This window comes from Belliella baltica DSM 15883 (assembly GCF_000265405.1).
Taxonomy (GTDB): domain Bacteria; phylum Bacteroidota; class Bacteroidia; order Cytophagales; family Cyclobacteriaceae; genus Belliella; species Belliella baltica.
Genome location: NC_018010.1, coordinates 396951 through 421488, shown reverse-complemented (window position 1 = coordinate 421488; position 24538 = coordinate 396951). Strand labels below are relative to the sequence as shown.

Sequence of the window (24538 nt, the reverse complement as noted above, 5' to 3'; positions counted from 1 at the left end):
GTAGAAATTAGCAGGTTCAATTTCAGCTTGTTTTGTACTTTTTCAAGATGGTAAAACGAAATAATATTTTGTAAAACTAAGAATACCCCCCCCAAATTGTTAACTAAAACAAATGGATATTCTGTATTTTTAAAATTAAAAACTTATTTTGAAACTTTTGAAAAATAATTAAGTGCAATTTATTTCCAAAAAATAAAAGCTGCCCTTTTGGACAGCTTTCTGATTTATTTGATGCTGAATGGCATACTTACTTTGACCTGATCCCAGCTGAGGGAGATGGCACCTTCAGTGTCTGAGACTTTATCCACTTCGTAGGTTAGTCGCTGCACTTCATTGTCTAGATCGATTGGCTTGACGCTTACCCTTACCAGATCATCTGCTTCATCATATTCGTCTGCTAGATGCTGGTCATAATGCTTATTGATAATTAATGTCCATTCCTCTCTTCCAGGGATGGTAAAGAATCCATACATCCCAGCAGGTACCTCGACTTCATTTATTACTACATCTTCTGAAAATGTCACTGCTGTAGCCCAGTGCGAACCACTGACCCATACTTGATCATAAGAAACCAAGCCATTCCAGATTACACGTCCCCTTTTTCCTGGAGAACCATAATTGATCGTGACAGTAGCATCACCAATGGAACCAATAGCTTCTCTTCTAGCACTGCCTTTGAAGGTATCTTCTATCAAGCCAACATTGACGCTGTCGGCATAAGCTACTTTCTCCAAGAGATGCTCTTTCTCCAAGTTAGAAAGCTCTTCAGTTTCTGCTTCAAGGGTGACTTCTGTAGTTTCCTTATTTGCACCACCACGAGAGAATAGTAAAGTGGCGGAAAGTATGGTAATGAGTGTTTTTTTCATGTTTTAAAATAGATGTGAGACGTGAGACATGAGATTCAAGACATAAGAAAGTGAGATGTATTATTTTTGTATCAAGTACGATGTACCAAGTACCAAGAACTGAGGATTGTAAGGGTATGATTTTCAGGAAGGCTTCCAATCCAGATATTTATGACAAACGCTAAATCTTGCGCAAGCCAATCCCGATACTCGGGACAAGCTTTTCCAACTTTGAAACCTGCCACGGCGGACAAGCTATTCTAACCTTTCAACAATTTCTCAATTTTCCAACTTTTCAACTTTCCAACCTTCGAACCTTTTAACGGTTCGACCTCACTCTCCAGTCAATCCTTCCATCAATTCTTCAGATATTCCTGTTGTAGAGTATCCTCCGTCGTGGAATAGGTTTTGCATGGTCACGTATCTGGTGAAGTCTGAGAACATGGTGATGATGTAATCTGCACAAGCTTCTGCAGATGCATTGCCTAATGGAGACATCTTGTCTGCAAAGTTGTAGAAAGTATCAAAACCTCCGATTCCTGTTCCAGCTGTTGTTTTGGTTGGAGATTGAGAGATGGTGTTAACTCTTACTTTTTTCAACTTGCCATATCTGTAGCCATACCCTCTTGCGATGCTTTCTAAAAGTGCTTTGGCATCAGCCATATCTGTGTAGAAAGGATATACTCTCTGCGCAGCAATATAAGAAAGGCCCATAATGGATCCCCACTCGTTCATCACATCCATTTTCTCAGATATCTGCATCATCTTATGGAAAGAAATAGCAGAAACATCATAAGATTTGTTAGCCCAATCGTAATTGAGGTCACCGTAAGATCTTCCTTTTCGAATGTTTGGCGACATGCCGATGGAGTGAAGCAAAAAGTCAAAATTTCCGCCTAAATATTCCTTTGCCTCGGTATAAAGTTTCTCAATATCTTCCAAAGAAGTCGCATCAGCAGGAATGACAATCGTACCGCACTCCTGTGCCAATTCGTTGATTGCGCCCATTCTCATGGCGATAGGAGCATTGGTCAATACAAATTTAGCTCCTTGTTCGTGCGCTTTGAGGGCTGTTTTCCAAGCAATTGAATTTTCATCCAAAGCACCGGTGATGATACCGACTTTTCCTTTTAGTAGATTCTCAGGCATAATATTTTTGTTTGTTTTTTACGAATTTGAAGAGGTAAAAATACAGAAAAATTTGAGACGATTGTTGATATTTTATGGATTAGGTGGCTTTAATCAAATTGAAAGCAGGTTCAATCTAATTTTTTAGCAATTCCCGTGCACTTTCAAATGCGCTTTCGGAAGGGTTAGAACCGGCGATCATCTTGGCAATTTCTGTGATGCGTTCCGTGTTTTCAAGCAGACGGATTTTAGAAATTGTTCTTGCCGAACTGTTGTCCTTGTACACAAAATAATGTTGATCTCCCTTGGCTGCAACTTGTGGCAAATGACTGATACAGATTACTTGGTGTTTTTTGGCTATCTCTTGCATCATACGAACCATCTGCAAGGCTATTTCACCTGATACTCCTGTATCAATTTCATCAAAAATCAAAGTCGGCAAAGCCATCTTATCTGCCATGATATACTTGATGCCAAAGATCAACCTTGAAAACTCCCCACCAGAAGCCACCTGCTTCAAAGCTTGTGGTTTCACACCTTTGTTGGCTGAGAAAAGTAAGTCGATCTGATCTATGCCATGCTTACTTGGAGCGATCAATTGATGGGAAAATTCCACTTGAGCATTTTCCATTCCCAACTGCACAAGCAGAGATATCAATTCCTTGGAAAATGCTTGAAATCCTGTTTTCCGTTTTTTACTGAGCAGCGCTCCTTTTTCTAATAGTGACTTGTGGGCGGCATGCATTTCAGACTTCAAGTCTTCCATTTGTTCATCCAAATTCTCTATCTGAAAGGCTTTGTCAGCCAATTCTTTTTCCAATGCAATCAGAGCTTCTACAGAATCCAAACCATGTTTTTGTTGGAGTTGGTAGATCTTGCTCAAGCGTTCTCGAGTGGCTTCAAGTTTTTCGAAGTCTACTTCGACTTTACTGTCTTCGTCTTCTAGACTTTCGGCGATGTCTTTAAGTTCTATTAAAATGCTTTGGAATCGTTCTTTAAAAGATTCGAATTTTTGGGCAAATTTCCCGAGTTGCTGAATGCCAAGATTTGCTTGACTGAGGATATTCAATCCGCCAAACTGCTCGTCCTGAAGTTGAACGAGGATTTCTTGAATTTTGCTTTTGATCTCTTCGGCATTTTCAAGGATTTCCTGATCACTTTCCAATTCTTCTTGTTCCCCGGATTTCAAACTTAAGGAACTCAATTCCTCAAGTTGAAATTGATTGAAGTCAGCTTCTTTCTTTAGTTCTAAAGCTTGCTCAGCTAATTTTTCGTAAGCTCTTTTTGCTTTTTGATAGCCCGAATAGGCTTGCGAATAGGAAGTGAATTCCTGTTGAGATTGAGTGTAAGCATCGATCAAGTCCAGTTGGTATTCACCTTCACCTAGTTGCAAACTGTCGTGTTGAGAGTGAACATCCATCAAGGATTTTCCGAGTTCTTTGAGGATTTCTAATCTGACAGGCGTATCATTGATAAATGCACGAGATTTTCCATTTGGGCTGATTTCTCTGCGGATGATACAGACTTCTTCGAAGTCTAAGTCTTCACTTTCGAATAAATCTTGCAGTTTGTAATTTTTGATATCAAAGACACCTTCTACGATACATTTTTTTTCTTCGTCAAAAAGTGCTTTGGTATCGGCTCTATTTCCCAAAAGTAATCCAACCGCTCCGAGCATGATGGATTTTCCTGCCCCTGTCTCTCCTGTAATCATATTTAGAGAAGCACAAGGTTCCATCTCAAGTGATTGAATCAAAGCGTAATTGGCTATGCTAAGGCTTTTGAGCATGAATTTTTAAATTTTTTTATGATGCAAAACTAAGAAAATGAAATCAACCTTTCAGTAGGTCATTATATTTTCTAGCATTATTTGGATCCACTTTCAACAAGAGTTCCACCGCTTCTGTTCGAATTTCCAAAGGAGCATTTTTGAAAATCTTGCTGATTTCATCTCCTTTTGCATCCATAAATGAGATAGTAAAAATACTGTTTGGCTGAGCGGTATTGGCTTCTTCGACCTTTTTGATGGCTTCAAGCATATTTTTGTAAGCTTCATTAGGGTCTTTATTCAGCAAATCCATGCCTTTTCGATGATAAAGGTAGATGGCTTCTCGGATTGGAGCGAATACGGATGAAGTATAAATATCGTTGATCAGCCAATAGCGATTCCTTCTATCAGTCGGACTTTGATTCCATCCTGGACGATTTGACTGTTGGGCATTGTTGACGATGCCATTTGCTATTTCAAAATATGGGTCTCCTCCTCTCAAAGTAAAAGAATCGTAATCAATCCCTAAGGCCATATTAGCATAGTAGGCTAGAAGAGAGCTGATGTTATTGAGGTATGAAAACCTATTGAATTCTAGTGGCTGATTTTGAAGAAATTCGAAATTCCAGTTTCTGTCAATAAAATTGAAAGTCATGCTCTCGTAATTCGTGCCATAGATAGGTCTTACAACTTGAACCTGAACTGTAGCATTGTAAAAACCAACCTGAGGCATGTCATTGATCGTGATGAGCATACTTCCTTTGATCCTTTCGATGGGTCTGAACTCGTCATTTGTCCAATTTCTACCATTCAAAAATTGCTCAAAGGTAGTTTTCATATCTTCAAAAATATCTTTTTCTTGTGTTCTTGCTCTATCTGAATTGATAATCACTTGGAAATTCAATTCTTGAGAGAAAATGAAAAATGGAGTAAGAAAAAGGATTGTAAGGAAAACGAATTTTTTCATATCGATCTTTTATTGATCTAAAGATAACGATAAAAATATGTTTAGATTTCGACAGGAAGATTTTTAATACCCTGTAGAATCAAATCTGCGATTTGTGCTTTTGGTAAAACCTCGGAAGTCAGCTCTGAACCAGTTTTAGAGAAAAGAGTCACCTTATTGGTGTCAAGCTGAAAGCCTGCACCAGCCTCTTTCATAGAATTGAGTACGATCAAGTCGAAGTTCTTTTTTTGTAATTTTTCTTTAGCATGAAAAGCTTCATTCTCCGTCTCGAGAGCAAAGCCAACATGGATTTGATGTCCTTTTTTCTCCTGACCTAATGAAGCTGCAATATCTACATTCCTCATCAACTCAATAGTCATCCCTTCCCCGGCTTTTTTGATTTTCTCTTTCGCAATTTCTTTTGGAGCATAATCTGCTACAGCTGCTGCAAAGACGCAAATATCCATGGATTGATGAAGTTTTTGAGAAGCTTCATACATTTCTGAAGCACTTTTGACAGGATAAATATGGATATCAGAATGAATTGGTTTGAGAGCGCCATGTCCTAAGACAACATGCACTTCTGCTCCTTGAGCAGCAAATGCTTCCGCCAAGGCAGCGCCCATTTTGCCACTTGAGTGGTTACTAATAAAACGAACTGGGTCTATAGCTTCTTGGGTTGGACCAGAAGTAATTAGGACTTGCTTACCTTTAAAGGTTTGCTTTGCTGAAAAATAATTCAACACATTTTCCAGGATGTGTTCAGGCTCCATCAATCTGCCTTGACCAGATAGGCCGCTTGCAAGTTCTCCAGCCTCAGCATCAAGAATGATATTGCCATAGCTTTCTACAAGCGCAAGGTTTTTTCTAACTGAAGGATGTTGATACATATCAAGATCCATTGCTGGTGCGATCATGACTGGGCATCGAGCAGAAAGGTAAGTTGCTGAAAGTAAATTGTCGCAAATTCCATTTGCAAACTTGGCCAAGGTATTGGCGGAAATGGGTGCTACTAAAAATAAATCAGCCCAAAGACCTAGTTCGACATGATTAGTCCATACCCCATTTTCATTGGAGTGAAACTTATGATGAACAGGGTTTTTGGAAAGTGTAGCTAATGTCAATGGGGTTATAAAATCAAGAGCAGAGGTACTCATGATGATTTGTACCTCTGCTCCTTCTTTTACTAATAAACGTATCAAATGGGCACTTTTATAAGCAGCAATACTCCCTGTTACGCCCAATAGGATTCGTTTACCTTTTAATTTCATTATCCTTCAATATCAAGATCTGGATGACGAGAGTAGATTTTTCCTTCTACAAACTCTTCCATTGCCAAAGTAGATGGTTTTGGCATTCTTTCATAGAACTTAGAAATTTCGATCTGCTCTTTGTTTTCAAAAACCTCTTCAAGATTATCTACTGTAGATGCAAACTCAGAAAGTTTGCTATTTAGCTCTTCTTTCATTGTAGAAGAAATCTGCTTAGCTCTTTGGCCGATAACATGAATAGACTCATAAAGGTTACCAGTTGGTGCTGCAATTTTTTCTAAGTCTTTTGTGATGATAGATGGATTAACTGCCATTTTATATATTAATTAATTGTTTTCAGTAATTGGAATTGATTTGATTACTTCACCTTCTGGTGAGAGTGCTTTTTCTTCTTCTTCAAGTTTGGCTTTTGCCATTCTTTCCTCAAAATCCTTTTTTAGTGCTAAGTGTGTGTTGTATTCTCTTGTAGCGCTCAATACAATACTTTCAACTTTTCCTAAGTATTGACTATTTGGATATTTTCTTTTGAATTGTTCCGCAAAAGCGAATGCCTCTTTAAGACGCTCTTCCTTTTTGTTAAATACACTTCGTTCACCATATGCAGCCGATACTTCTACAAGTTTGTAGGCAAGTTCCTCGTTGTGTTTACTATCTGGATAATTTTTAGCAAAATTCTGGAAATTGATGATGCATGCTTTGTAAAAATCTCCTGGATAAAGCCCCTCAGTCAATCTTAGATACATGCTACATTCTTGATGAGCTTTTTCTTCAAATCTTTTTTGAAGATCATCAATCATTGCCATCGCTCTCTCGTAAGAGTCAGATTCTGGAAATTTGTTGATAAATAGTTGAATTGCATTCACAGCATCTCTACTGCTTCTTTGATCTAAATTGTAATCTGGTGAGTCTAAGTAAAGAGAATATGCATTCATAAACATAGCTTCTTCAGCCATGGGACTCCTGTTGTAAGTTTGGTAAAAGGTATTAAAATAGCCAGCAGCTTCGATGTACCTTTTGGTTCTGAAATGAGAATAGGCATAATTAAAATCTGCTAATTCTGCTCTTTCACTTCCTCTAATTACGGGAAGTACTTTATCATACAGGATGATTGCTTTATTATACTCGCCTGCCTCGTAGTAGCTATTTGCTGCTTCATATAATTCTTCCCAATTGGTGCTTTTTTCCAGCTTGTAGAAATTGCCACAAGAGGAAATCAGAATTAATAAAAAGAAAGGTAGAATATAATGGAGTGATTTTTTCATAATTTTCAAGGTGCAAATATAAGGGATTATTAATTTGTATCAAACTTAGGATTAACACCTAAGCGATTCACATTATTCGACAACGAGTTTTTTGGTGACAATATTTTTATTATCAACAAATAATGTATAAAAGTAAACACCTGGTCTGAGGTCTTCTATATTCATTACTAATGTTTTTTGTCTTGGGTCGAGTCTGAATTCTGCAACAGGATTGCCTATAAAGCTGTTGATGCTGATTTTTGCTGCTGCTTTTGGGTTTTTGAAATTGTAATCAAGCTGAGCAATTCTATTGCTTGGATTTGGATATACACTTCCTATAGAAATATCTTTATGATCCACTTCATTCACGTCTGCGTTGGGATTTGAAACATTGTAGATAGCCTCAATAACAAACAAGTCTCTGTTGTTCTCTGGATTTATGAAATGTAGTTCGAAGTTACCTTTGGTCTCAACGATTCCAAAATCTAATTCCAAATACAAATCTGTAACAATCTCACCTGGATTAAGCGGAAGTTTTATTTTCGAAAGTTCTTTCCTAGGGTCAAAACATGTATCTCCAATACAAATTTTAATATTTTGAGAAGTTCCTATATTTCCTCTCAAGAATCTTAAGTTGTATTCTTTTTTTTGATTGCTTTCGTTTTGAAGAATAAGTGATTTTCGTTGAGCTGCTCCAATTTTACCATTGAATTCAATATTTTCTGACAGCACACGAACCTGAGCTTCCGATTGAATGGGAAGCAGCAAGAAAAAGCATGCGCATAAAAGAAATAAGGATTTCATGTTAAGTTTTATCAATAAGCTTTCAGACTGATTCAGAACTCTAATTAACTATTACGTATAAATTTACCTAATAGGTTTGAGCATCAAAAGAAATACGGGTTAAATTTTGTTAACCAAAATAAAATTTTTTTCAAAAAATAGCGTTTCTTAAAATTCGATAAAATTAAGTGAACAGTTGGGGAACTATTTGTTTTTGTTTTTCAACCTTTCATTTATAGATTTTTGTATTTCATTATCAGTGGGTAAAGGGATAATGATATCAGGAATATTGAATAAGTTTTCATTAAATCTTTTCCTAGTTCTTGGAGTTCTCCAAGCATAGATCATTTCCATAGTTGGCTTTTCTTCCTCTCTCCATGTAAAACCTTCAAGCTGCTTATTTTCTTCTTTAAGTAGATGTGGAGGAGTAAACTGTCCTTCTGGCTTGATGAGGTAGTTGATTTTATGGACGTTTCCTTCCTCAAAAAACATAATCATGTTGGCGCAGACACTTTTGTTTACACCTCGTAAGGTGCTGTCATTTAGTAAATTAAAATACAAAGACTCGCCATTTCCTGTAACGTCTAGTCTCTGAATTTCTCCTTCGTTAAAAGTGCCCACCATTTTTCGGCCTTTCAATTGATTGAAATTTCCAAGTGTGTCTTTAGTGACATTGAAGGCTCTTTGTGTAAGAAAAACTTTATCTAATTCTTCATTTGCAATCAAAATTCTTATGCTGTCAGCAGTAATTTGACTTTTGTCATTCCATATTACGGGGTCTTGGTAAAGGTGAATGGTAGAATCAGAATAAATATATGTTAAGGAATCTGCGCGACCGGCTAACTCAGATTTGATAAGCCTTACATTGTAGAAAGCCTGCAAAAACCTTTCAGTCTCCAATTCGCTATCCTGCGAAATCAAAGTGTCTGCAATCATAAACATGGTGTCTAATTCAAAGTATTTTTGAACCAAAGCGTTGCCATATACTTGACTATATTTTCTGTCTTCCCAATATTTACCTTCCTCCCCAAAGATTTCAATTTCTCGCTCTTTATTGAATACACTTACGTCTCCCCTGCCTTCATAATACTGCTTATTTTCATCGTAAAAGAGATTTTCGGCATAAACAAGAGATGTTTCTGTTTCAACTTCCCCATCGTAAAAACGGAAGAGCTTATTTTCAGTGTTGTAGTAGCTTCCTTTTTGAGCGTTAAGTTTATTTCCTTCTGCTGATACAATATTAGTCAAACCTACTGTTTCTGCTGTTTTTGGGATGGTTTGGTAAATAAGGAAGTTTGTTTTGAGCGTATAATCTGGATTTACTAAAATTACGTTTTCAGTGAAGGTGATTTTTTCGATTGTGGTTTCGTAGATTCCATTACTACTGGTCAAAACATTTGTGGTATCAACCACCTTACCATTATTGAAATAATTTGCGATTCCGGTCTCTCTGTTGTAATCCAAAAATTCTGTATAAAGAGTGGTGGATTCATTTTTGAAAACTACGTTATTTCTCAGCTTTGCAATTCTCGTATTTCCGTCATATTCTGCATATCTACTAGAAGTAGTGACAGGATCTTTTTGATCGACGATTCTCACGTTTCCAAAAAGTTTCGCCATATTTTCTTCTTCATAAAAGTAGGCTGAGTCGCAATAAATCAATGAATTTTGATGTCGCATCACTGCATTCCCTAATAAACGCTGAAATCCAGAGCTCCCGATCAATCGATCAGCTTTTTGGATCTCGAGCATAGTTTCTTGTTGGGAGAAAACTGTGCTTGAAAAAAGAAGGAAAAGAAGGAAAATAATTCCGCTGTTTTTGATCATTTGATTTGTAAGTCGGCGACAAAATTAAGCAAAAATGGTATTTTTGGGTTATGGTTGATCATTTTATCCAATATATACGATCAAAAAATCTTTTTGATGTAAATAAACGCTATTTGCTTGCGATTAGTGGCGGAGTCGATAGTGTTTGTCTAGGACATTTACTTCATGCCGCTGGTATTCAATTTTCCTTGGTACATTATAATTTTGGACTAAGGAATGAGGAGAGCGACGGTGATGAAGATTTTATCAAAGATATGGCTAGGTTTTGGAATGTCTCTCTTTTTATTGAACATGCAAATCCAAAAGATTTTGATAAACCTGGGAAATCTACTCAAATGGTAGCGCGTGATCTCCGGTATCAATGGTTTGAAAAACTGATGAAAGAAGGGTTTTATGCAGGTGTCATAGTAGCGCATCATTTTGAAGATCAGCTTGAAACTGTTTTGCTAAATTTACTCAGGGGAACAGGTATCGAAGGCGTTTATGGAATGGCAGAAAAGAGAGATTTTTTGATTCGTCCATTGCTTTCCTTTAGCCGAAGTGAGATTGAAAAGTTTATGGTGGACAATAAGTTTCACTGGAGAATAGACAGTAGCAACGCAAAGAGTATTTACAAAAGGAATTTTTTAAGAAATGAAATACTTCCGCAGCTCCAATCGGGTTTTCCTGATGCTTTGCAAACACTTGGGGACAGTTTTCATAGGATGAAAGATACCGGGAAAGCTTTTTTTCATCTATTCAATTTGTGGAAAGTAGAGAACATCATTGAGGAAGGTGCGTTTCAATATTTGAAAACCCTTGCTGTGACCAATTTACCAGGGAAGCATTCTATGATTTATTATTGGTTGCGAGATTATGGGTTTGGTTATTCTGATGTGGTTGAAATTTTAAATTCAATTCCCAAAGATGAATCAGGGAAGTCTTTTTACGCTGGCAAATACATGGTAAACATAGATAGAGAGATGATTATTCTTGGAGAATATGACTTGAAGGAACAAGAAAGACACTTAGATGACACCGCAATTGCTATGCAACTCCAATCTGGAAGCTATGATATTTTGCATTTAAATACTCCAACAGAAATGGATAAGAACACAGAAAATGCCATGTTGGATTTTGATAAACTTGATTATCCATTGACTATCAGAAGTTGGGAGCTTGGAGATAAATTTATGCCTTTGGGTATGAAAAATGAAAAGAAAGTTTCCGATCTTTTGATAGATTTAAAAGTCCCTTTGATTCAAAAAAAATCTGTCTCAGTGCTTTGTTCGAAGGGAGAAATTGCTTGGGTAATTGGTTACAGAATTAGCGACGCATTCAAGTGTGATTCGAGTACCAAAAAAGTTTTATACTTCAAAAAAAGAAAATCATGATCAATCCATTTTCAAAGACATTCACAGCATCAGAACTTGCGATTTTTGAATTTCTGTCTCAAGTGAAGTTTTTTGAACGACTCAAGCATTCAGAGATGGCACGGTTTCTCCCGACTATTCACAATAGAAAATATGTGAAAGATGAGGTGGTTTTCTTTAGAAATGACCCAAGTCAAGCATTATATATTTTGAGAAGAGGACATGTAAGGTTGACAGTAGATGTTTTGGAGACTTTTGAGACAATTCTTGATGTTGGAAAAGGAGGGGCTTTTGGAGAGAATTCACTATTGGAAAACACCAAAAGAATTTATACCGCAATTGTGGATTCAGAAGAAGCGGAACTGATGGTGATTCCTCACTTCTCTGTGCAAGAAATTTTTGAATCCCATCCAAAGATCAAAGCCAAAATGATGACTTCTTTATCAGAGTTTTATAATCAAAACAATCAGAAACTATTTAAGTCCTATCAGAATTCCTTTGGCTTTTTCAATTTGGCGCAGATGTTTGATAGTGAATCATAAGCTAATTCCAAATTTTATCCTAGCTTTCATATAACATGGGTTTAAAATTTGTAGTAAATCATCTATATTTTATTAGCAATTCATTTTCAGTCATGAACAAGTATTCCGAGTCAATCCTTCATTAAATGTCCTTTGTTTAATAACTTAGCGCAACTTTTGAAAAATTCAATAAACTAATAAAAAAACATATAAATCATGGCAAAAGTAACCGTAGTTGGAGCTGGTAACGTAGGAGCGACCTGCGCAGATGTATTAGCTTACAGAGAGATTGCTGAAGAAATCGTTTTGGTAGATATCAAAGAAGGTGTTGCAGAAGGCAAAGCTCTAGATATCTGGCAAAAAGCTCCAATCAACCAATATGACAGCAGAACTGTCGGAAGTACCAATGATTATTCAAAAACTGCAGGTTCTGACGTAGTTGTCATCACTTCAGGTCTTCCAAGAAAACCAGGGATGACGAGAGATGATTTGATCGAGACTAATGCAGGAATTGTGAAGTCTGTAACAGAAAATGTAATCAAACATTCTCCTGATGCGATCATTATCGTGGTGTCTAATCCACTTGATGTGATGACTTATCAAGCACATATCACATCCAAACTTCCAAGAGCAAAGGTAATTGGTATGGCTGGAATTCTAGATACTGCAAGATACAGAGCATTTATTGCCGAGGAATTGAATATTTCTCCAAAAGAAATCCAAGCAATCTTGATGGGTGGACATGGTGATACGATGGTTCCACTTCCTAGATATACTACAGTAGCGGGTATTCCTGTGACTGAGCTTATCGCCAAAGATACTTTAGATGCGATCATCGAAAGAACAAAATTCGGTGGTGGAGAATTGGTGAAATTGATGGGGACATCTGCTTGGTATGCGCCAGGATCAGCTGCTGCACAAATGGTAGAAGCGATTTTGAAAAATCAAAGAAGAGTATTCCCTGTTTGTATCAAATTGGAAGGCGAATATGGAATCGATGATTGCTACTTAGGCGTACCGGTAATCTTAGGAAAGAACGGTGTCGAAAAAGTAATTGAATTAGACCTCAATGCTGAAGAAAAAGAACTTCTTGAAGTCTCAAGAGGACATGTAAAAGAAGTAATGAGTGTCTTAGACAAATTGTCAAGCAAATAATTTGAGCTTGTTTTTCAACCTAAAAGTCCCGGTTTTTTGATCGGGACTTTTAGGTTTTTATATTTATCAACTGATGTTAATCTACCTAACCAAGACCCAGTTTAGTGCCTAGTTTCAAACAAATCTTAATTGCGATCTTAATTATTGCCTTTGCTATAGGAGGTTACTTTTTTTATAACAGCACCCTATGGAATGGGGAGAAAAATGCCCTTGAAGTTGTTTCAGAGGATGCTATTTTTGTATTTGAAACAGAAGAGCCAGTGATGGCTTGGAATCAACTTGTCAGCCAACCTATTTGGACAAGATTGACAGAGATTCCATCCGTTAAAAATGCTGAGAGACAATTAGTCTCGCTCGATAGCTTGGTTGGAAGATCAGGAAATCTCGACAGATCTTTGAAAGGAAATCAGTTAGTGGTTTCGTTACATCCTGTAGGGAAAGAGGAGTTTGATTTTTTGTTCACACTTTCATTTAAGAATGGCTCAGATCAGTCATTTATCGAGTCCTTGGAGAAAAATCTACCAGAACTTTCTCAAATTACTACAAGAAATTACAGCGCTGTTCCTATTTACGAGTTTCAAAGTGTGAATTTGAATAGGATACTTTCTTATGCCAAAATAGGGAATATTATCGTTGCAAGCTATACTTCATTTTTGGTGGAAGAGGCGATTAGGCTCTTTCAAAATTCTTCGGAAGAAAATTTTAAATCAGCGAATCAAGAGCTTTTCAAAAGTCTAAGAAAACCTAGTGGTTTAGGGGTTTTTAGGTTGTCAAGTAAAGGCTTATCTAAGTTTTTTGCGGGAATCAGCAGAGACGAAAACTTGAATCTTATCCAGCAGTTTTCTAAAAACGAAATATCAGGTAATTTTGAAATATTTTTTTCTGAAGGGAAATTTAGCCTTCTAGGAAACACTTTTTTCAAAAATGGCGAAAAATATAATTTCACTCCTGGAGATTCTGATTATAAAAAACTAATAAACTTTATCCCAAATAGAACCGCAGTTTTATTTCAGTATAACCTAAGAGATTCCAATATGCTTGGCATGCTTAATAATGAGAATTTTCAAGGGAAAGCCACAGTTAATGGGGAAATAGAAATAAAATTGCTCCAAAAGGATTTTTTCAAAAAGCTATCTGGAGAAATGACTTTTATGATTTTTGAAACGATAGCCAACCAAGATGAAGATAGAATTTTATTAATCAAGACGGAAGAATTAGCAACTCAGATTGACTTACTCAAAGAGTTTAATAAAGGAGCAGATAGTTTTTCTGATGGTGTGATACCGATTGATTATTATCAAGAAAAAGAAATTTTTGTGTTGAATTTAGAGGATTTTCCTGCACATCTTTTTAATGGGAAATTTTTAGGGTTCCCGCAAACATACATTACAAGTATTGATGAAATGTTGGTTTTTGCGAATAGCAGTAAGTCGATGAAAATCTTTTTAGATGATATCAATGCTGATAATACTTGGGGGAAAAGTTTGACACAAAAGAGGCTTTCTGCTAGTCTATCTGAAAATTCAGGATTTAATTTTGTAGTCAATGTTCCTAGGATTTGGAATAGTTTAGAAGAGATGAGTTCGCCGAATTGGAGAGTATTTTTTCAAAAATATGCTCCTCAACTTCGCTCTTTAGACATTCTTACCTTGGGTATTGGTGATACTGAAAAGGAAAATCAAACTAAAATCGATATTCTCTATTCAGAAAATCCTATCAATGCAGTGAGTAGTGTGACACTTACAGAGAATAGAGTTGTACAGTTTAGAGACAACTTGATTTATGGACCCCAGAGTATTCAAAATTTCAATGATAGAAGTTTTGAGTTTGTAGTTCAAGATGAGTTGAATCAAGTACATCTTTTGTCAGGAGAGGGTGAGATAGTATTTTCTCAAACTTTGGAAGGGTCAATAATTTCTGACATTTTCCAAGTAGATTATTATAAAAATGGCAAGCTTCAATTGTTGTTTGCGACTGAAAGTCGCATCTATATCATTGATAGATTAGGAAGTTTCGTATCGGGATATCCACTCGAAATACCTGATAGAAAAATAACCCATTTGAATCTTGTTGATTATGATGACAATAGAGATTATAGATTTTTTGTCGGAACAGATCAAGCAGAATTATATATACTCAATAAAAACGGCGATGTTTTAGACGGCTGGGATCCTAAAAGGATTGAATCTAATTTGGCAGTAAAACCTGCACATCATAGAGTCGCAGGGGTAGGAGACCAAATGTTGGCACTTACTGAAAATGGGAGATTATATTTTTTTAACCGAAGAGGTGAAGCAATGCTGGATTCGCCAATCAAGCTAGGGGATAAGCAAAACTCTGACTATATAATCATTGAAAGAGGCAGTGCTTCATCAAGCAGGGTTGTCACCGTGACTCAAAGCGGTGAAATCGTAAATGTGAATTTTCAAGGAGAGATTGCCTACAGAAATCAGCTGATGCGACCTGATCCTGAAAGTCAATTTTTCTTGATTAAAGATCAAAAAGATGATCGATTTATTTATGTTGTCCACGAATACAATAAAATAACGGCAATGGACTCTGAATATAACGTCTTGTTCGATTACAATATTTATGCAGAGAACTTGAAGTTTCAATTGTTTTCCTTTGGTGGGGACAAGAATATCTTGGTGATCGTGGATCCGATTCAAGAATTCACTTACTTATTTAATCTCAAAGGTCAATTATTAAATACATTGCCGATAAGCTCAAAAAATAAAGTAGAGATTAAATATTCAAACAGTAAAAATGAATATAGCGTTTTTGCTACTTCTGCAAATACCTTTATAGAGTACAAGCTCCCACTTTAGAATTCTTACCTTTACATCTGAAAAAAAATCAAATTTAATGCGTTTCAATTTACTATTCATACTTTCTTTTTTTGTTCTACAACATTTAGCTGCACAAGATCAAGTTTTATTAGATGAAAACAAGATCCCCATAGCACCTGAGGAGTTGCAAAGTTTTACCTCGCCTTATTCTACCACATTGACTTTTTTTTATAATTTAAGAGAAGATAATTATGAAGTAAATATTGCAGCAGAAGCGCTTCGTCTCACGGATCAAACTCAAGCGGAAGCTGAGAGATTAGCTGTTCAATTGAAGCAGGTTTTTGATGGTAATGGGGTGTATGTCAAACTCAATGAAATTCCTAATGACCCCAATTACATCGACTCTTTACATAATAATCAGTCAAGATATTTCTTCGATGTAAGACTTCTACCAGGGGTCTATTTAGAAAAAAAGGAAGGTGAATGGAAGTTTAGCAAATTTACTGTTGATCAAATAAAAAGTTTACATAAAGAGACCTATCCATATGGAACTGATAAGCTGCTCAATATCTTGCCTAAACTTGGAAATGAATTTTATTTAGGCTTACACTTTTGGCAATTGGTAGGACTTTTCTTTCTGATTTTGATTTTATTCCTATCGCACAAAGTTATTACACTAATCTTAGATAAGGGGCTTTTGTATGCTTTGGACAAATTTGGTTATGGCTATATAGGGGAGAACTACTTTTTGCCAGTTGCGAAAATTACGAGTATTTACTTCATTATTTTATTGACGACTTTATTTATAAAAATTCTTCAACTTCCGATAGAAGTAGTTTCTTGGGTATTGTTGTTGTTGAATGCAGCAAAGCCATTCGTTGTCACGATTGTATTTTATAAAATTGTCGATATTGTAGCGATGTATTTTGCAAAGTTGGCTGAGAGAACAGAATCTACTCTTGACGATCAGCTCGTGCCACTTTTGAGAAAAACGCTCAAAGCCTTTGTGGTTATTATCGGTACGCTTTACGTCCTCAAAGAGGGATTACAAGTTGATATTGTTCCTTTCTTGACAGGACTTTCTATTGGCGGACTTGCCTTTGCTTTGGCTGCTCAAGATACCATTAAGAATTTCTTTGGCTCAATAATGATTTTCATTGATAAGCCTTTTCAAGTGGGAGATTGGATTACTTCAGGTGATGTAGATGGGACGGTAGAGGAAGTTGGCTTTAGATCTACTAGGATCAGAACCTTTAGAAATTCTGTCATGTATATTCCCAACGGAAAAATCGCCGACGCTACAATAGATAATCATGGGCTTAGACAATACAGGAGGTTTTATACAACTTTGACAATTACTTATGATACTCCACCTCATTTGACACAGACTTTTGTCGATGGGCTAAGGAAAATCGTAGAAAATCATCCTGATACGAGAAAGGATTATTACAACATTTATTTCAATAATCTCTCTTCATTTAGCCAAGATGTGATGTTTTACGTTTTTTTTGAAGTGCCGAATTGGACGGAAGAATTGAGAGCAAGACATGAGCTTTTAATTTCTATCGTTACCTTGGCTAACCAACTAGGTGTTCGTTTTGCATTTCCTACGCAGACTTTACATATGGAAAGCTTCCCAGATAAAAAGACCCTTGTGCCGGATTACAATCCAGACGCTAAGGCTTATCAAGCTAAGCTTCAAGAGTTTTTGGATAAAGAGTTGACAAAAAAGGAAAATAAAGATTAAGATCGAAAATTAATTATGAATGTTGTGCCAACATTTACTTCACTTAACACCTCTATAGTTCCGTTAAGTTTTGTGATTTGATTGTAAATAAGATAGAGGCCTATGCCTTTACTGTCTTCATGTGAATGGAATTTTTGATTGAGTCCAAAAATTTTATCCTTTACTTTGCTCATATCGAACCCTAGACCATTGTCTTCTACGGTTAATTGAGTGTTTTCTCCGTTTTTCGAACTTTTTATTTTGATATTTGGGGGGATTCCTGGCTGAGAATATCTTATGGAATTGGTGATTAGGTTAAGAAAAATACTTTCTAGATAATCTTTGTTAAAGACTATTTCTTCAGCTTCTGAGAAGACAAAGTCTATTTTTGTATTTGAACTTCGGATTAGGGAATGAATCGACTCCATAATCTTATCTAGAGTAAAGTCGAATCGGATAATTTCAATTTTGTTTTCCGTTGAACTTCTTTTACTTAATAAATCTACATAGTTGTCAAGCGTTTTTTTGAAATTCTCGCTAGACGATTTTAACAATTCTAGCAGTTCGAGATTTTCTTCATCTTTGATTTTGCTCAGGTCAATTAAATTAAAAATAGATAAAAAATTATTGACAGGTGACCTTAAGTCATGCGTTGTTCTGTAAGTGAGATTTTCTAATTCTTTGTTGATAGAAGTTAAGTTTGATAATAAGAGGTTGCGTTCAATTTCTAATTTTTTCTTGTAAGTGATGTCTTTTGCGATAGCAAAGATCAACTTTTCCTCTTCAAGAAACATTGACGTCCATGACAACCAAACTGTTTCTCCTGATTTTGTCAAATACCTATTTTCAAAATTAAGTAAAGGAGTTTTCTTAGTAAGTTCTTTACGAGCTTTTGCGGTAAGTTCTTTATCATCAGAATGTACAAACTCGTTGATTGGAGTATTGAAAAGCTCCTCTTCATTGTATCCAAGGAGTTTGCTTACAGCAGGGTTGACACGCTTAAAATAGCCATCGTACCCTGCAATACAAAAAAGATCTGGAGTGATTTCGAAAAAAATGTCAAGTTTGTGTAGAATTTCTGAATTCAGATTGTTTTCCATCTTCACTTAAAATAAGTTTTCTAGTAGCTCTTGGGTGATATTACAAACATACATTCTTTACTTGAAACATAAAGTAGAGTTTAAAATAAGTTGTCGATTAATTTCTCGAAATCTTTGTTCATCAATCCCCACTTAAATTCATGATTGGGCGTTTTATAATGGTATCCTCTAAAGCTATTTTTGGTAACTATTGGTGATTTACTGATTTGAAGCCCGGTCAACCAACCATAAAATCCAACTTCACTTCTAGTAAAATCGATCCACCCGATGATAACAAAATCTTTGCTAAGGGGATTTTGCTCTTGAGGATATCCATAGGTCCAATTGTCATTTGGTGGGTTTAAGGTGGATTTTAGCGCTACTTTTATATCGATTTTTTTTCCATTAATCAAAAAGTCATATTCATCAGAATTTCTGTTTTCGAAACCCTTATTGTCTATTTTATAAGCTATTTTCTTTTCTTCTAACCAGTGAGCAAATGCCAATTCTCCAAGACAACCAAGGTAAGCTTTATCTAGTCTTTTGATTGAGTTAAGTCCAAATCTAGAATAAAGGCCATTTTTGATCATCTCCGAAGCAATTCTTCTTGCTCTTGACTGCTGTGTATCAAAGTCAAAATTTGTAACAATCATAAAAAAGATTTAGATAAAAGAATAATTATGTTGAAATGGGCAATATGATCTGTCCGAGAATTTATCTTTAATCTTTTAATTCGAAATATTTAAACCCTGCATTTATTTCTGAATTTAGTACAGAAAGTTTGGAGTGTAATAAACTTAAACGTTTAAATGTGATTTCTGAAATTTTTCTAAAGCCCTTGGTGAATGCTTCTAAATTGGGTTTGATTTCCTCTGGAAGTTGAATGCAGATATATTTTCTTTGGCCCTGGTCTTTTAAATTCATTTCTAATACGGCTTGTGCTGTGGCACCTGACCCTGCAAAAAAATCCAAATAAATCCCCTCAGGATCATCAGAAAACCCAAAGAGATACTTAATCAGACTTGGTGGTTTTGGAAAATCAAAGATTTTTCCACCAAGCATTTCACGAAGTTCTTTGCTCGCTGTTTCATTCGTATCCACACCAACTTTATGATTGATCAAATTCGGGGGAACCTCTTCATCATAAGCTAATTTCTCGTAAGAAGGGCTGAGTTTTATTGTTGGAATTTGAATCAGGGTTCCGTTTTTGATTTCTTGATCAAGTTTGGATTGTGTCCATTTAAATTTGGCTTGAAGGATTACTTCTTTAGTAAAATATCCATTTTTCACCTCTGTATCTTCTAGCAGTTTGACGCTATACTTATCGGTGCCATAATCTCCCTTTGGAATGATTCCGTCTGTGATTTTTGTTGAGACTTTGTTTTTGGGAAAAGTAAGGATGTTGACTGCATTGCTTTGATTGAGAAGTCCATTACTACTTGGACTATTTTTTTTGATGCCTTTGAATTTGGTTTTGTTTTTTTGCTTTTGGTAGCAAAGCACGTATTCCGTGACCTTTTTACTTTTTCTTGAAAGATTGGCAGGAGTTTCAGATTTCACCCAAGAAAAAATCTCGATGTAATTTTCTTCACCAAATACTTCGTCCATCATTAGTTTTAAATTGGCCAATTCATGATCATCAATACTCACAAAGATTATCCCATCCTGTCTAAGTAGCATGCGTCCTAAAATCAATCTTGGGTACATCATAGAAAGCCAATTACCATGTAAGGCTTCAAAAGAATTAGGATTTTTTTGATTTAGTTTCTGCGAGGATTTTTGATTGGTGAATTTATCGGAATAAACAAAACTTTCTGAGCCAGTATTGTAGGGTGGATCGATATAAATGGCTTTTATCCTTTCAGAATAATGCTTTTGAAGCAACTTGAGCGCATCTAGATTATCTCCCTCGATGAAAATGTTTTCAGAGGATTCAGAGTCAAGAGACTTTTCTTCATTCAAGATGAGTTTGGAATTAGAAGGTAAATAGGCTTGATTTTTAGCAGCCACTTTACCATTCCATACTAATCCAGATTTATTTTGATTTTCGTATTCAAAAATTTGAATTAATTTTCCTAGATCAAGTTCATTATTTAAAAATACTTGAGGATAATTTTTTTTAAGTATGTTCAAAAGATATTCAATAGATGGTGGAGTCATTTTGATCAAATAAGTAATTTGAAAATTTGAAATTCAATTTGCATAAAAAATCACATAAATTCATGTTATCTCAAAGTTTAAGTAGGTTTGTAAAAATGATGTTTAGAATATTTGTCTAAAGTCTTTTTTAGAAAAATCAATCAATAAGACTCTGGGTTATAAAAGAGAGCATTGAAAAATTTGAGTTACGGCAAAAAATGTATTTGGTGAAGAGTTGATGCTTTGTAGTTCTGAACCCTTAACAGGATATTATAGAAATGGCTGTTGCGAAACAGGCGAAGATGATTTGGGAACTCATACTGTCTACGCAGTCATGTCAGATGAATTATTGAGGTTTAGTTATAACAGAGGGAATGATTTGATTACGCCAAGTCCGGAATACGCATTCTCAGGATTGAAAGCTAGTGATAAATGGTGTCTATCTGCTTCAAGATGGATGGAAGCCTACGTCGCTGGCTGTGCGCCAAAAGTAATATTGAAAAAATATATTTCTACTATAATTTCAGATTGTAGTCTCATAAAAAAGCTCCATCTAATGAAAGAAGGAGCTTTTTTTGTACCCAGGGCCGGAGTCGAACCGGCACGCCCGAAGGCATTGGTGTTTGAGACCAACGCGTCTACCAATTCCGCCACCTGGGCAGGTGAACTAGCCGTTCCTTGCTGAACGGGATGCAAATATGATTACTATTTTTTTTCTGTGCAAGCCACTCAAGGGAGTTCAACCATTTTTTTTGCACTAAAAGCACTCGGTTTCTCTGCAAATAGAGGCTTTGTTACAGCCCATACGGACTTAAACAATTCAGAATCACGATATTGATTTAAAGCGGCCTCATCTTCCCAAAAGCTATATGTCATGAAAATATTTTTAAAATTTTCATCTTGCCACAATTCTAAATGATGGCAACCTGGGAAGTTTCTGATTTTTTCTTTGTTTTGATGAAAGTTTTCTAAAAATGCCTCTACCTTATCTTCTTGAAAGGTCATTCGCACTATACGTTTAAGCATTTTGTTCAGTTGTTTCAAAGTTGATGTAAATTGGGCTGTCTAGTCTTAGCCCCAATAAATCTGAGCCATGGCCATGATTGATTCCAATTTCCAAAAGATCAAGGCTATTGAAGAAAGCGAAGCAATCTCCTGGTTCCACATTATCGTAAGATTTGTTGATTTTGGTCAGACCTTCTCTACTAAATTCGATCACAAATTTGCCAGGATTAAGTTTCTCAAAAACATCCTTTCTGATATTGGTGATTAGGTTTCCATAGTTATCTACACGCACCACATGTCCCACGATTTGCTTGCGAGTGGCCTTAAATTGTCGTGACATCATTTTCTTCATTTGCATCAAAGGACCACCAAAATCATGGATTGCAGCTCCCGAGGCTACTTTCGCCGCTATTGGCGCTAAGATGTCTTTTGCTGGAAAAGTACTGTCCTTGATATGAATATCAGCAAATTGAACGACTATTCCTGGATTATAATCTGCCAAAAGGCTCAAAACACCATTGTTTGGACCAATAAATATATGTTCTTCTAGTTTGATGCCGATAAAGCCATCTGTCATATTGCTCGTTCCGTTGAGTGCTACTAGGTGTACTGTTCCTTTCGGGAATTCCTTGAATACCGCCCTCAAGATAAAAGCTGCATGAGCAATATCATAAGTATCAACTTTATGTGAAATATCAATAATGTTCAACTGGGGGTTGATGGATAACATTTTCGCTTTTACTGCTGGAACATAATAGTCCCCGTCTCCAAAATCTGAAATGAATGTTATCAGTGCCATATAAGCAAGTCGATTAAAATTTATATTTTTGTAATAGGTGTGAACAAAAATAGGGATTTTATCCTTACACCATAAACAAACTCTTAAATCAAATTCAATAGATTGGTAGAAAAAGTAATTACTTTAGAAAATATTTCGCTGCTGGACTTTTTAGGCTCAGAAAACGAGAATATCCGACAGATTGCTGCTGCTTTTCCACAAAGCAAAATTGTATCCCGAGGTAATGAAATCAGGATTCAAGGTCGTGCACCTGAGATTTTGAGGATAAATGATGTGATCAACATGTTGCTTCAACATTTCAATAGATTTGGACATATTACACCTGACCATGTGAAAGAGTACATTACACTTGAAGGTGTTCCATTTGAAGAAAATCAAAGAAATGATGTGATCGTTTATGGAAATAAAGGATTAGTGGTAAAGCCAAAATCTGCTAATCAGCGAAAACTTGTGGAATCAGCTTTTAAAAATGACTTGGTTTTTGCACTTGGACCTGCGGGAACAGGGAAAACGTATATCGCCGTGGCTTTGGCCGTCAGAGCATTGAAAAACCGTGAAGTCAAGAGAATCATAATCACAAGACCTGCTGTAGAGGCAGGTGAAAATCTTGGTTTTTTGCCTGGCGATTTACAGGAGAAATTAGATCCATATTTGAGACCTATTTATGATGCTTTGAGTGATATGGTTCCCTCGGAAAAACTTAAATTTTATCAAGAAACACGTGTAATAGAAATAGCTCCTTTGGCTTATATGAGGGGAAGGACATTGCATGATGCTTTTGTCCTTTTGGATGAGGCACAGAATACGACAAGTGAGCAGATTAAGATGTTTTTGACGAGAATGGGGCCAAATTCTAAGGTAATTATAACTGGAGATCAAACTCAAGTCGATCTTCCAAAAAGACAAAAATCAGGGTTGAGCGAGTCATTACACGTTCTTAAAGATGTAAAAGGAATTGGAGTGGTAAACCTAAGCGGTAAAGATGTGATACGACACAAGTTAGTCAAATCCATCATAGAAGCTTATGAAAAAGATGAAACTGCAAAAATTCAGAAAAGAGATGAGTATAACAGTAGAAAAAGCCAAGACCAAGGAACAGCTTGAGTTGGTTTTTAAAATACGTCGAGAAGTTTTTGTACTTGAACAAGGTGTAGATCCATCTGATGAATCTGATGAATTTGAAGAATCGTCCAATCAATTTTTGGCGCTTTTAAATGAATCTCCTGCTGGGGCGGCTAGGTGGAGGGTCACCAAAAATGGGATCAAACTTGAGCGATTTGCAGTTTTGAATGGAATTAGAGGTCAGGGTGTAGGTCAAGCTCTTGTGAAGGCAGTGCTTGAAGATATTGCTAAAATTGAAGAGAATAAAGGAAAACTGATTTATTTGCATTCTCAATTACCTGCGATTTCACTTTATTTGAAGTTTGGATTCGAAAAAATTGGCGAGATGTTTGAAGAGTGCAATATCAAGCATTATCAAATGGAAAGATACTTGTAATAAAAGAATAGTATATTTGAAACTGAAAGTTTCGCCTTTCGTTTTAGCGTTTTGAAGTTATTTAATAAAGCATCTAAATTTTATAAATCATGAAAAAAATAGTACTATCTACATTAGTTTTTTTTCTAATCGGTGCAACGGTGTTTGCACAAACTGAGATGGAAAGAGATCACAGCATTGGAGAAGTGAAGTTGAATTTTCTTAATACGATCCTTCTAGGGTCGGTAGAATTTGGCTACGAACACTTTATCGCAAAAGATCAATCTATCGGAATTGAAGCTCATTTCAATGATAGATTTGCCTATGTGAGAACGAGCGATAGCAAGGAATTTGATGCAACGTCGATTTTGGCATCTTATAACTTTTATTTCGAAGGAGATGAAACAGGTAAGCTTTATATTTTTCCATTTGTCAAATATAGATTTGGAGAATATACTGAAATTTCAGACGGAATTTTGAACACTGTAAATATGAATAGTTTCTTGCTGGGGCTTGGAGGAGGATACAAATGGGTATTTAATGATAAGTTTGCTTTCGGACCTTATGCTTCAATTGCAAGAGGATTTAGTGAAGAAGTAAACGATCAATTTGCAGCAGTAGAATTTAAAGCTGGATTCTCTGTAGGATATAGATTCTAGAAATAAACGTTTATTATACTCGTAAAGG

Annotated in this window: 22 protein-coding genes, 1 tRNA gene and 1 pseudogene; 9 read left to right on the top strand and 15 right to left on the bottom strand. The window is 36.0% G+C overall.

All coding sequences use genetic code 11. From position 1 onward, the window contains the following. Nucleotides 1-224: 224 nt before the first annotated feature. From BELBA_RS01985 to BELBA_RS01945, 9 genes are all read right to left on the bottom strand, one after another. A complete protein-coding gene (locus tag BELBA_RS01985; RefSeq protein WP_014771080.1) occupies nt 225-866 on the bottom strand; it encodes a DUF2911 domain-containing protein in 642 nt (213 codons plus the stop codon). A 312-nt stretch (nt 867-1178) separates the two neighbouring features. Next, nucleotides 1179-1994, bottom strand: coding sequence for an enoyl-ACP reductase FabI (locus BELBA_RS01980; protein ID WP_014771079.1), 816 nt, complete (start codon nt 1992-1994; stop codon nt 1179-1181). 115 nt (nt 1995-2109) lie between these two features. Continuing rightward, complete coding sequence (recN, locus tag BELBA_RS01975) at nt 2110-3762, bottom strand: DNA repair protein RecN (protein ID WP_014771078.1); 1653 nt, start codon at nt 3760-3762, stop codon at nt 2110-2112. A 43-nt stretch (nt 3763-3805) separates the two neighbouring features. Further along, complete coding sequence (gene porD, locus BELBA_RS01970; RefSeq protein WP_014771077.1) at nt 3806-4708, bottom strand: type IX secretion system protein PorD; 903 nt, start codon at nt 4706-4708, stop codon at nt 3806-3808. 41 nt (nt 4709-4749) lie between these two features. Next, the gene (gene coaBC / locus BELBA_RS01965; protein ID WP_014771076.1) at nt 4750-5958 is read right to left on the bottom strand and encodes a bifunctional phosphopantothenoylcysteine decarboxylase/phosphopantothenate--cysteine ligase CoaBC; all 1209 of its coding nucleotides are present in this window, start codon (nt 5956-5958) and stop codon (nt 4750-4752) included. After that, nucleotides 5958-6272, bottom strand: coding sequence for a DNA-directed RNA polymerase subunit omega (locus BELBA_RS01960; protein ID WP_014771075.1), 315 nt, complete (start codon nt 6270-6272; stop codon nt 5958-5960). The genes coaBC and BELBA_RS01960 overlap by 1 nt, the downstream gene beginning before the upstream one ends. Before the next feature lie 12 nt (nt 6273-6284). Continuing rightward, nucleotides 6285-7220 carry an outer membrane protein assembly factor BamD gene (locus tag BELBA_RS01955; RefSeq protein ID WP_014771074.1) on the bottom strand — a complete coding sequence of 312 codons (936 nt, stop codon included), beginning with the start codon at nt 7218-7220 and terminating at the stop codon, nt 6285-6287. Between the two features lie 72 nt (nt 7221-7292). Next, entirely contained in the window at nt 7293-8003 is a 711-nt protein-coding gene (locus tag BELBA_RS01950; protein WP_014771073.1) for a T9SS type A sorting domain-containing protein, read from the bottom strand. Nucleotides 8004-8186: 183 nt separating this feature from the next. After that, on the bottom strand, nt 8187-9809 hold the full coding sequence (locus BELBA_RS01945) for an OstA-like protein (RefSeq protein WP_014771072.1): 1623 nt from the start codon (nt 9807-9809) through the stop codon (nt 8187-8189). Between the two features lie 50 nt (nt 9810-9859). Between BELBA_RS01945 and tilS the strand changes: the two genes are divergently transcribed. The 5 genes from tilS to BELBA_RS01920 all read left to right on the top strand — a co-directional run bounded on the left by tilS (nt 9860) and on the right by BELBA_RS01920 (nt 17373). Continuing rightward, nucleotides 9860-11182: a tRNA lysidine(34) synthetase TilS gene (tilS, locus tag BELBA_RS01940; protein ID WP_014771071.1), complete on the top strand. Its 1323-nt coding sequence runs from the start codon at nt 9860-9862 to the stop codon at nt 11180-11182. Further along, on the top strand, nt 11179-11703 hold the full coding sequence (locus BELBA_RS01935) for a Crp/Fnr family transcriptional regulator (protein WP_014771070.1): 525 nt from the start codon (nt 11179-11181) through the stop codon (nt 11701-11703). Before tilS ends, BELBA_RS01935 begins: the two co-directional genes overlap by 4 nt. A gap of 195 nt (nt 11704-11898) precedes the next feature. After that, nucleotides 11899-12837: a malate dehydrogenase gene (mdh, locus tag BELBA_RS01930; protein WP_014771069.1), complete on the top strand. Its 939-nt coding sequence runs from the start codon at nt 11899-11901 to the stop codon at nt 12835-12837. 104 nt (nt 12838-12941) lie between these two features. Continuing rightward, entirely contained in the window at nt 12942-15665 is a 2724-nt protein-coding gene (locus BELBA_RS01925; RefSeq protein ID WP_014771068.1) for a hypothetical protein, read from the top strand. 37 nt (nt 15666-15702) lie between these two features. After that, a complete protein-coding gene (locus BELBA_RS01920) occupies nt 15703-17373 on the top strand; it encodes a mechanosensitive ion channel family protein (protein WP_014771067.1) in 1671 nt (556 codons plus the stop codon). Here the strand turns inward: BELBA_RS01920 and BELBA_RS01915 are convergent. The 3 genes from BELBA_RS01915 to BELBA_RS01905 form a co-directional block, all read right to left on the bottom strand. Further along, entirely contained in the window at nt 17370-18452 is a 1083-nt protein-coding gene (locus BELBA_RS01915; RefSeq protein WP_014771066.1) for a PAS domain-containing sensor histidine kinase, read from the bottom strand. The genes BELBA_RS01920 and BELBA_RS01915 overlap by 4 nt on opposite strands. Nucleotides 18453-18532: 80 nt before the next feature. Then, nucleotides 18533-19084 (bottom strand): hypothetical protein, encoded by a 552-nt coding sequence (locus BELBA_RS01910; RefSeq protein WP_014771065.1) that lies wholly within the window; start codon nt 19082-19084, stop codon nt 18533-18535. A 67-nt stretch (nt 19085-19151) separates the two neighbouring features. Next, on the bottom strand, nt 19152-20564 hold the full coding sequence (locus tag BELBA_RS01905) for a site-specific DNA-methyltransferase (RefSeq protein ID WP_157466045.1): 1413 nt from the start codon (nt 20562-20564) through the stop codon (nt 19152-19154). 232 nt (nt 20565-20796) lie between these two features. Between BELBA_RS01905 and BELBA_RS18990 the strand changes: the two are divergent. Next, a pseudogene (locus BELBA_RS18990) lies at nt 20797-21084 on the top strand (DUF2237 family protein); the annotation flags it as partial. Nucleotides 21085-21148: 64 nt separating this feature from the next. On the opposite strand, the gene BELBA_RS01900 reads toward BELBA_RS18990, so the two are convergent. The 3 genes from BELBA_RS01900 to BELBA_RS01890 form a co-directional block, all read right to left on the bottom strand. After that, nucleotides 21149-21230 (bottom strand) — tRNA-Leu (locus BELBA_RS01900). A gap of 69 nt (nt 21231-21299) precedes the next feature. Continuing rightward, a complete protein-coding gene (locus BELBA_RS01895) occupies nt 21300-21575 on the bottom strand; it encodes a putative quinol monooxygenase (protein WP_014771063.1) in 276 nt (91 codons plus the stop codon). Between the two features lie 13 nt (nt 21576-21588). Beyond that, the gene (locus BELBA_RS01890; protein WP_014771062.1) at nt 21589-22374 is read right to left on the bottom strand and encodes an SAM hydrolase/SAM-dependent halogenase family protein; all 786 of its coding nucleotides are present in this window, start codon (nt 22372-22374) and stop codon (nt 21589-21591) included. 102 nt (nt 22375-22476) lie between these two features. On the opposite strand from BELBA_RS01890, the gene BELBA_RS01885 reads away from it, so the two are divergent. The 3 genes from BELBA_RS01885 to BELBA_RS01875 all read left to right on the top strand — a co-directional run bounded on the left by BELBA_RS01885 (nt 22477) and on the right by BELBA_RS01875 (nt 24510). Then, nucleotides 22477-23478 carry a PhoH family protein gene (locus BELBA_RS01885; protein ID WP_014771061.1) on the top strand — a complete coding sequence of 334 codons (1002 nt, stop codon included), beginning with the start codon at nt 22477-22479 and terminating at the stop codon, nt 23476-23478. Next, on the top strand, nt 23435-23872 hold the full coding sequence (locus BELBA_RS01880; protein ID WP_014771060.1) for a GNAT family N-acetyltransferase: 438 nt from the start codon (nt 23435-23437) through the stop codon (nt 23870-23872). The genes BELBA_RS01885 and BELBA_RS01880 overlap by 44 nt, the downstream gene beginning before the upstream one ends. 89 nt (nt 23873-23961) lie before the next feature. Further along, nucleotides 23962-24510 (top strand): hypothetical protein, encoded by a 549-nt coding sequence (locus tag BELBA_RS01875; protein WP_014771059.1) that lies wholly within the window; start codon nt 23962-23964, stop codon nt 24508-24510. Nucleotides 24511-24538: the final 28 nt, after the last annotated feature.

What these genes read in the sequence shown, in the direction of transcription:
- BELBA_RS01890 (WP_014771062.1), bottom strand. Translation starts at nt 22,374, where the DNA reads ATGGCACTGATAACATTCATTTCAGATTTTGGAGACGGGGACTATTAT.
- coaBC (WP_014771076.1), bottom strand. Translation starts at nt 5,958, where the DNA reads ATGAAATTAAAAGGTAAACGAATCCTATTGGGCGTAACAGGGAGTATT.
- mdh (WP_014771069.1), top strand. Translation starts at nt 11,899, where the DNA reads ATGGCAAAAGTAACCGTAGTTGGAGCTGGTAACGTAGGAGCGACCTGC.
- BELBA_RS01915 (WP_014771066.1), bottom strand. Translation starts at nt 18,452, where the DNA reads ATGGAAAACAATCTGAATTCAGAAATTCTACACAAACTTGACATTTTT.
- recN (WP_014771078.1), bottom strand. Translation starts at nt 3,762, where the DNA reads ATGCTCAAAAGCCTTAGCATAGCCAATTACGCTTTGATTCAATCACTT.
- BELBA_RS01945 (WP_014771072.1), bottom strand. Translation starts at nt 9,809, where the DNA reads ATGATCAAAAACAGCGGAATTATTTTCCTTCTTTTCCTTCTTTTTTCA.
- BELBA_RS01950 (WP_014771073.1), bottom strand. Translation starts at nt 8,003, where the DNA reads ATGAAATCCTTATTTCTTTTATGCGCATGCTTTTTCTTGCTGCTTCCC.
- BELBA_RS01910 (WP_014771065.1), bottom strand. Translation starts at nt 19,084, where the DNA reads ATGATTGTTACAAATTTTGACTTTGATACACAGCAGTCAAGAGCAAGA.
- BELBA_RS01880 (WP_014771060.1), top strand. Translation starts at nt 23,435, where the DNA reads ATGAGTATAACAGTAGAAAAAGCCAAGACCAAGGAACAGCTTGAGTTG.
- BELBA_RS01895 (WP_014771063.1), bottom strand. Translation starts at nt 21,575, where the DNA reads ATGACCTTTCAAGAAGATAAGGTAGAGGCATTTTTAGAAAACTTTCAT.
- BELBA_RS01955 (WP_014771074.1), bottom strand. Translation starts at nt 7,220, where the DNA reads ATGAAAAAATCACTCCATTATATTCTACCTTTCTTTTTATTAATTCTG.
- BELBA_RS01920 (WP_014771067.1), top strand. Translation starts at nt 15,703, where the DNA reads ATGCGTTTCAATTTACTATTCATACTTTCTTTTTTTGTTCTACAACAT.
- BELBA_RS01935 (WP_014771070.1), top strand. Translation starts at nt 11,179, where the DNA reads ATGATCAATCCATTTTCAAAGACATTCACAGCATCAGAACTTGCGATT.
- BELBA_RS01875 (WP_014771059.1), top strand. Translation starts at nt 23,962, where the DNA reads ATGAAAAAAATAGTACTATCTACATTAGTTTTTTTTCTAATCGGTGCA.
- BELBA_RS01960 (WP_014771075.1), bottom strand. Translation starts at nt 6,272, where the DNA reads ATGGCAGTTAATCCATCTATCATCACAAAAGACTTAGAAAAAATTGCA.
- tilS (WP_014771071.1), top strand. Translation starts at nt 9,860, where the DNA reads ATGGTTGATCATTTTATCCAATATATACGATCAAAAAATCTTTTTGAT.
- BELBA_RS01980 (WP_014771079.1), bottom strand. Translation starts at nt 1,994, where the DNA reads ATGCCTGAGAATCTACTAAAAGGAAAAGTCGGTATCATCACCGGTGCT.
- BELBA_RS01985 (WP_014771080.1), bottom strand. Translation starts at nt 866, where the DNA reads ATGAAAAAAACACTCATTACCATACTTTCCGCCACTTTACTATTCTCT.
- porD (WP_014771077.1), bottom strand. Translation starts at nt 4,708, where the DNA reads ATGAAAAAATTCGTTTTCCTTACAATCCTTTTTCTTACTCCATTTTTC.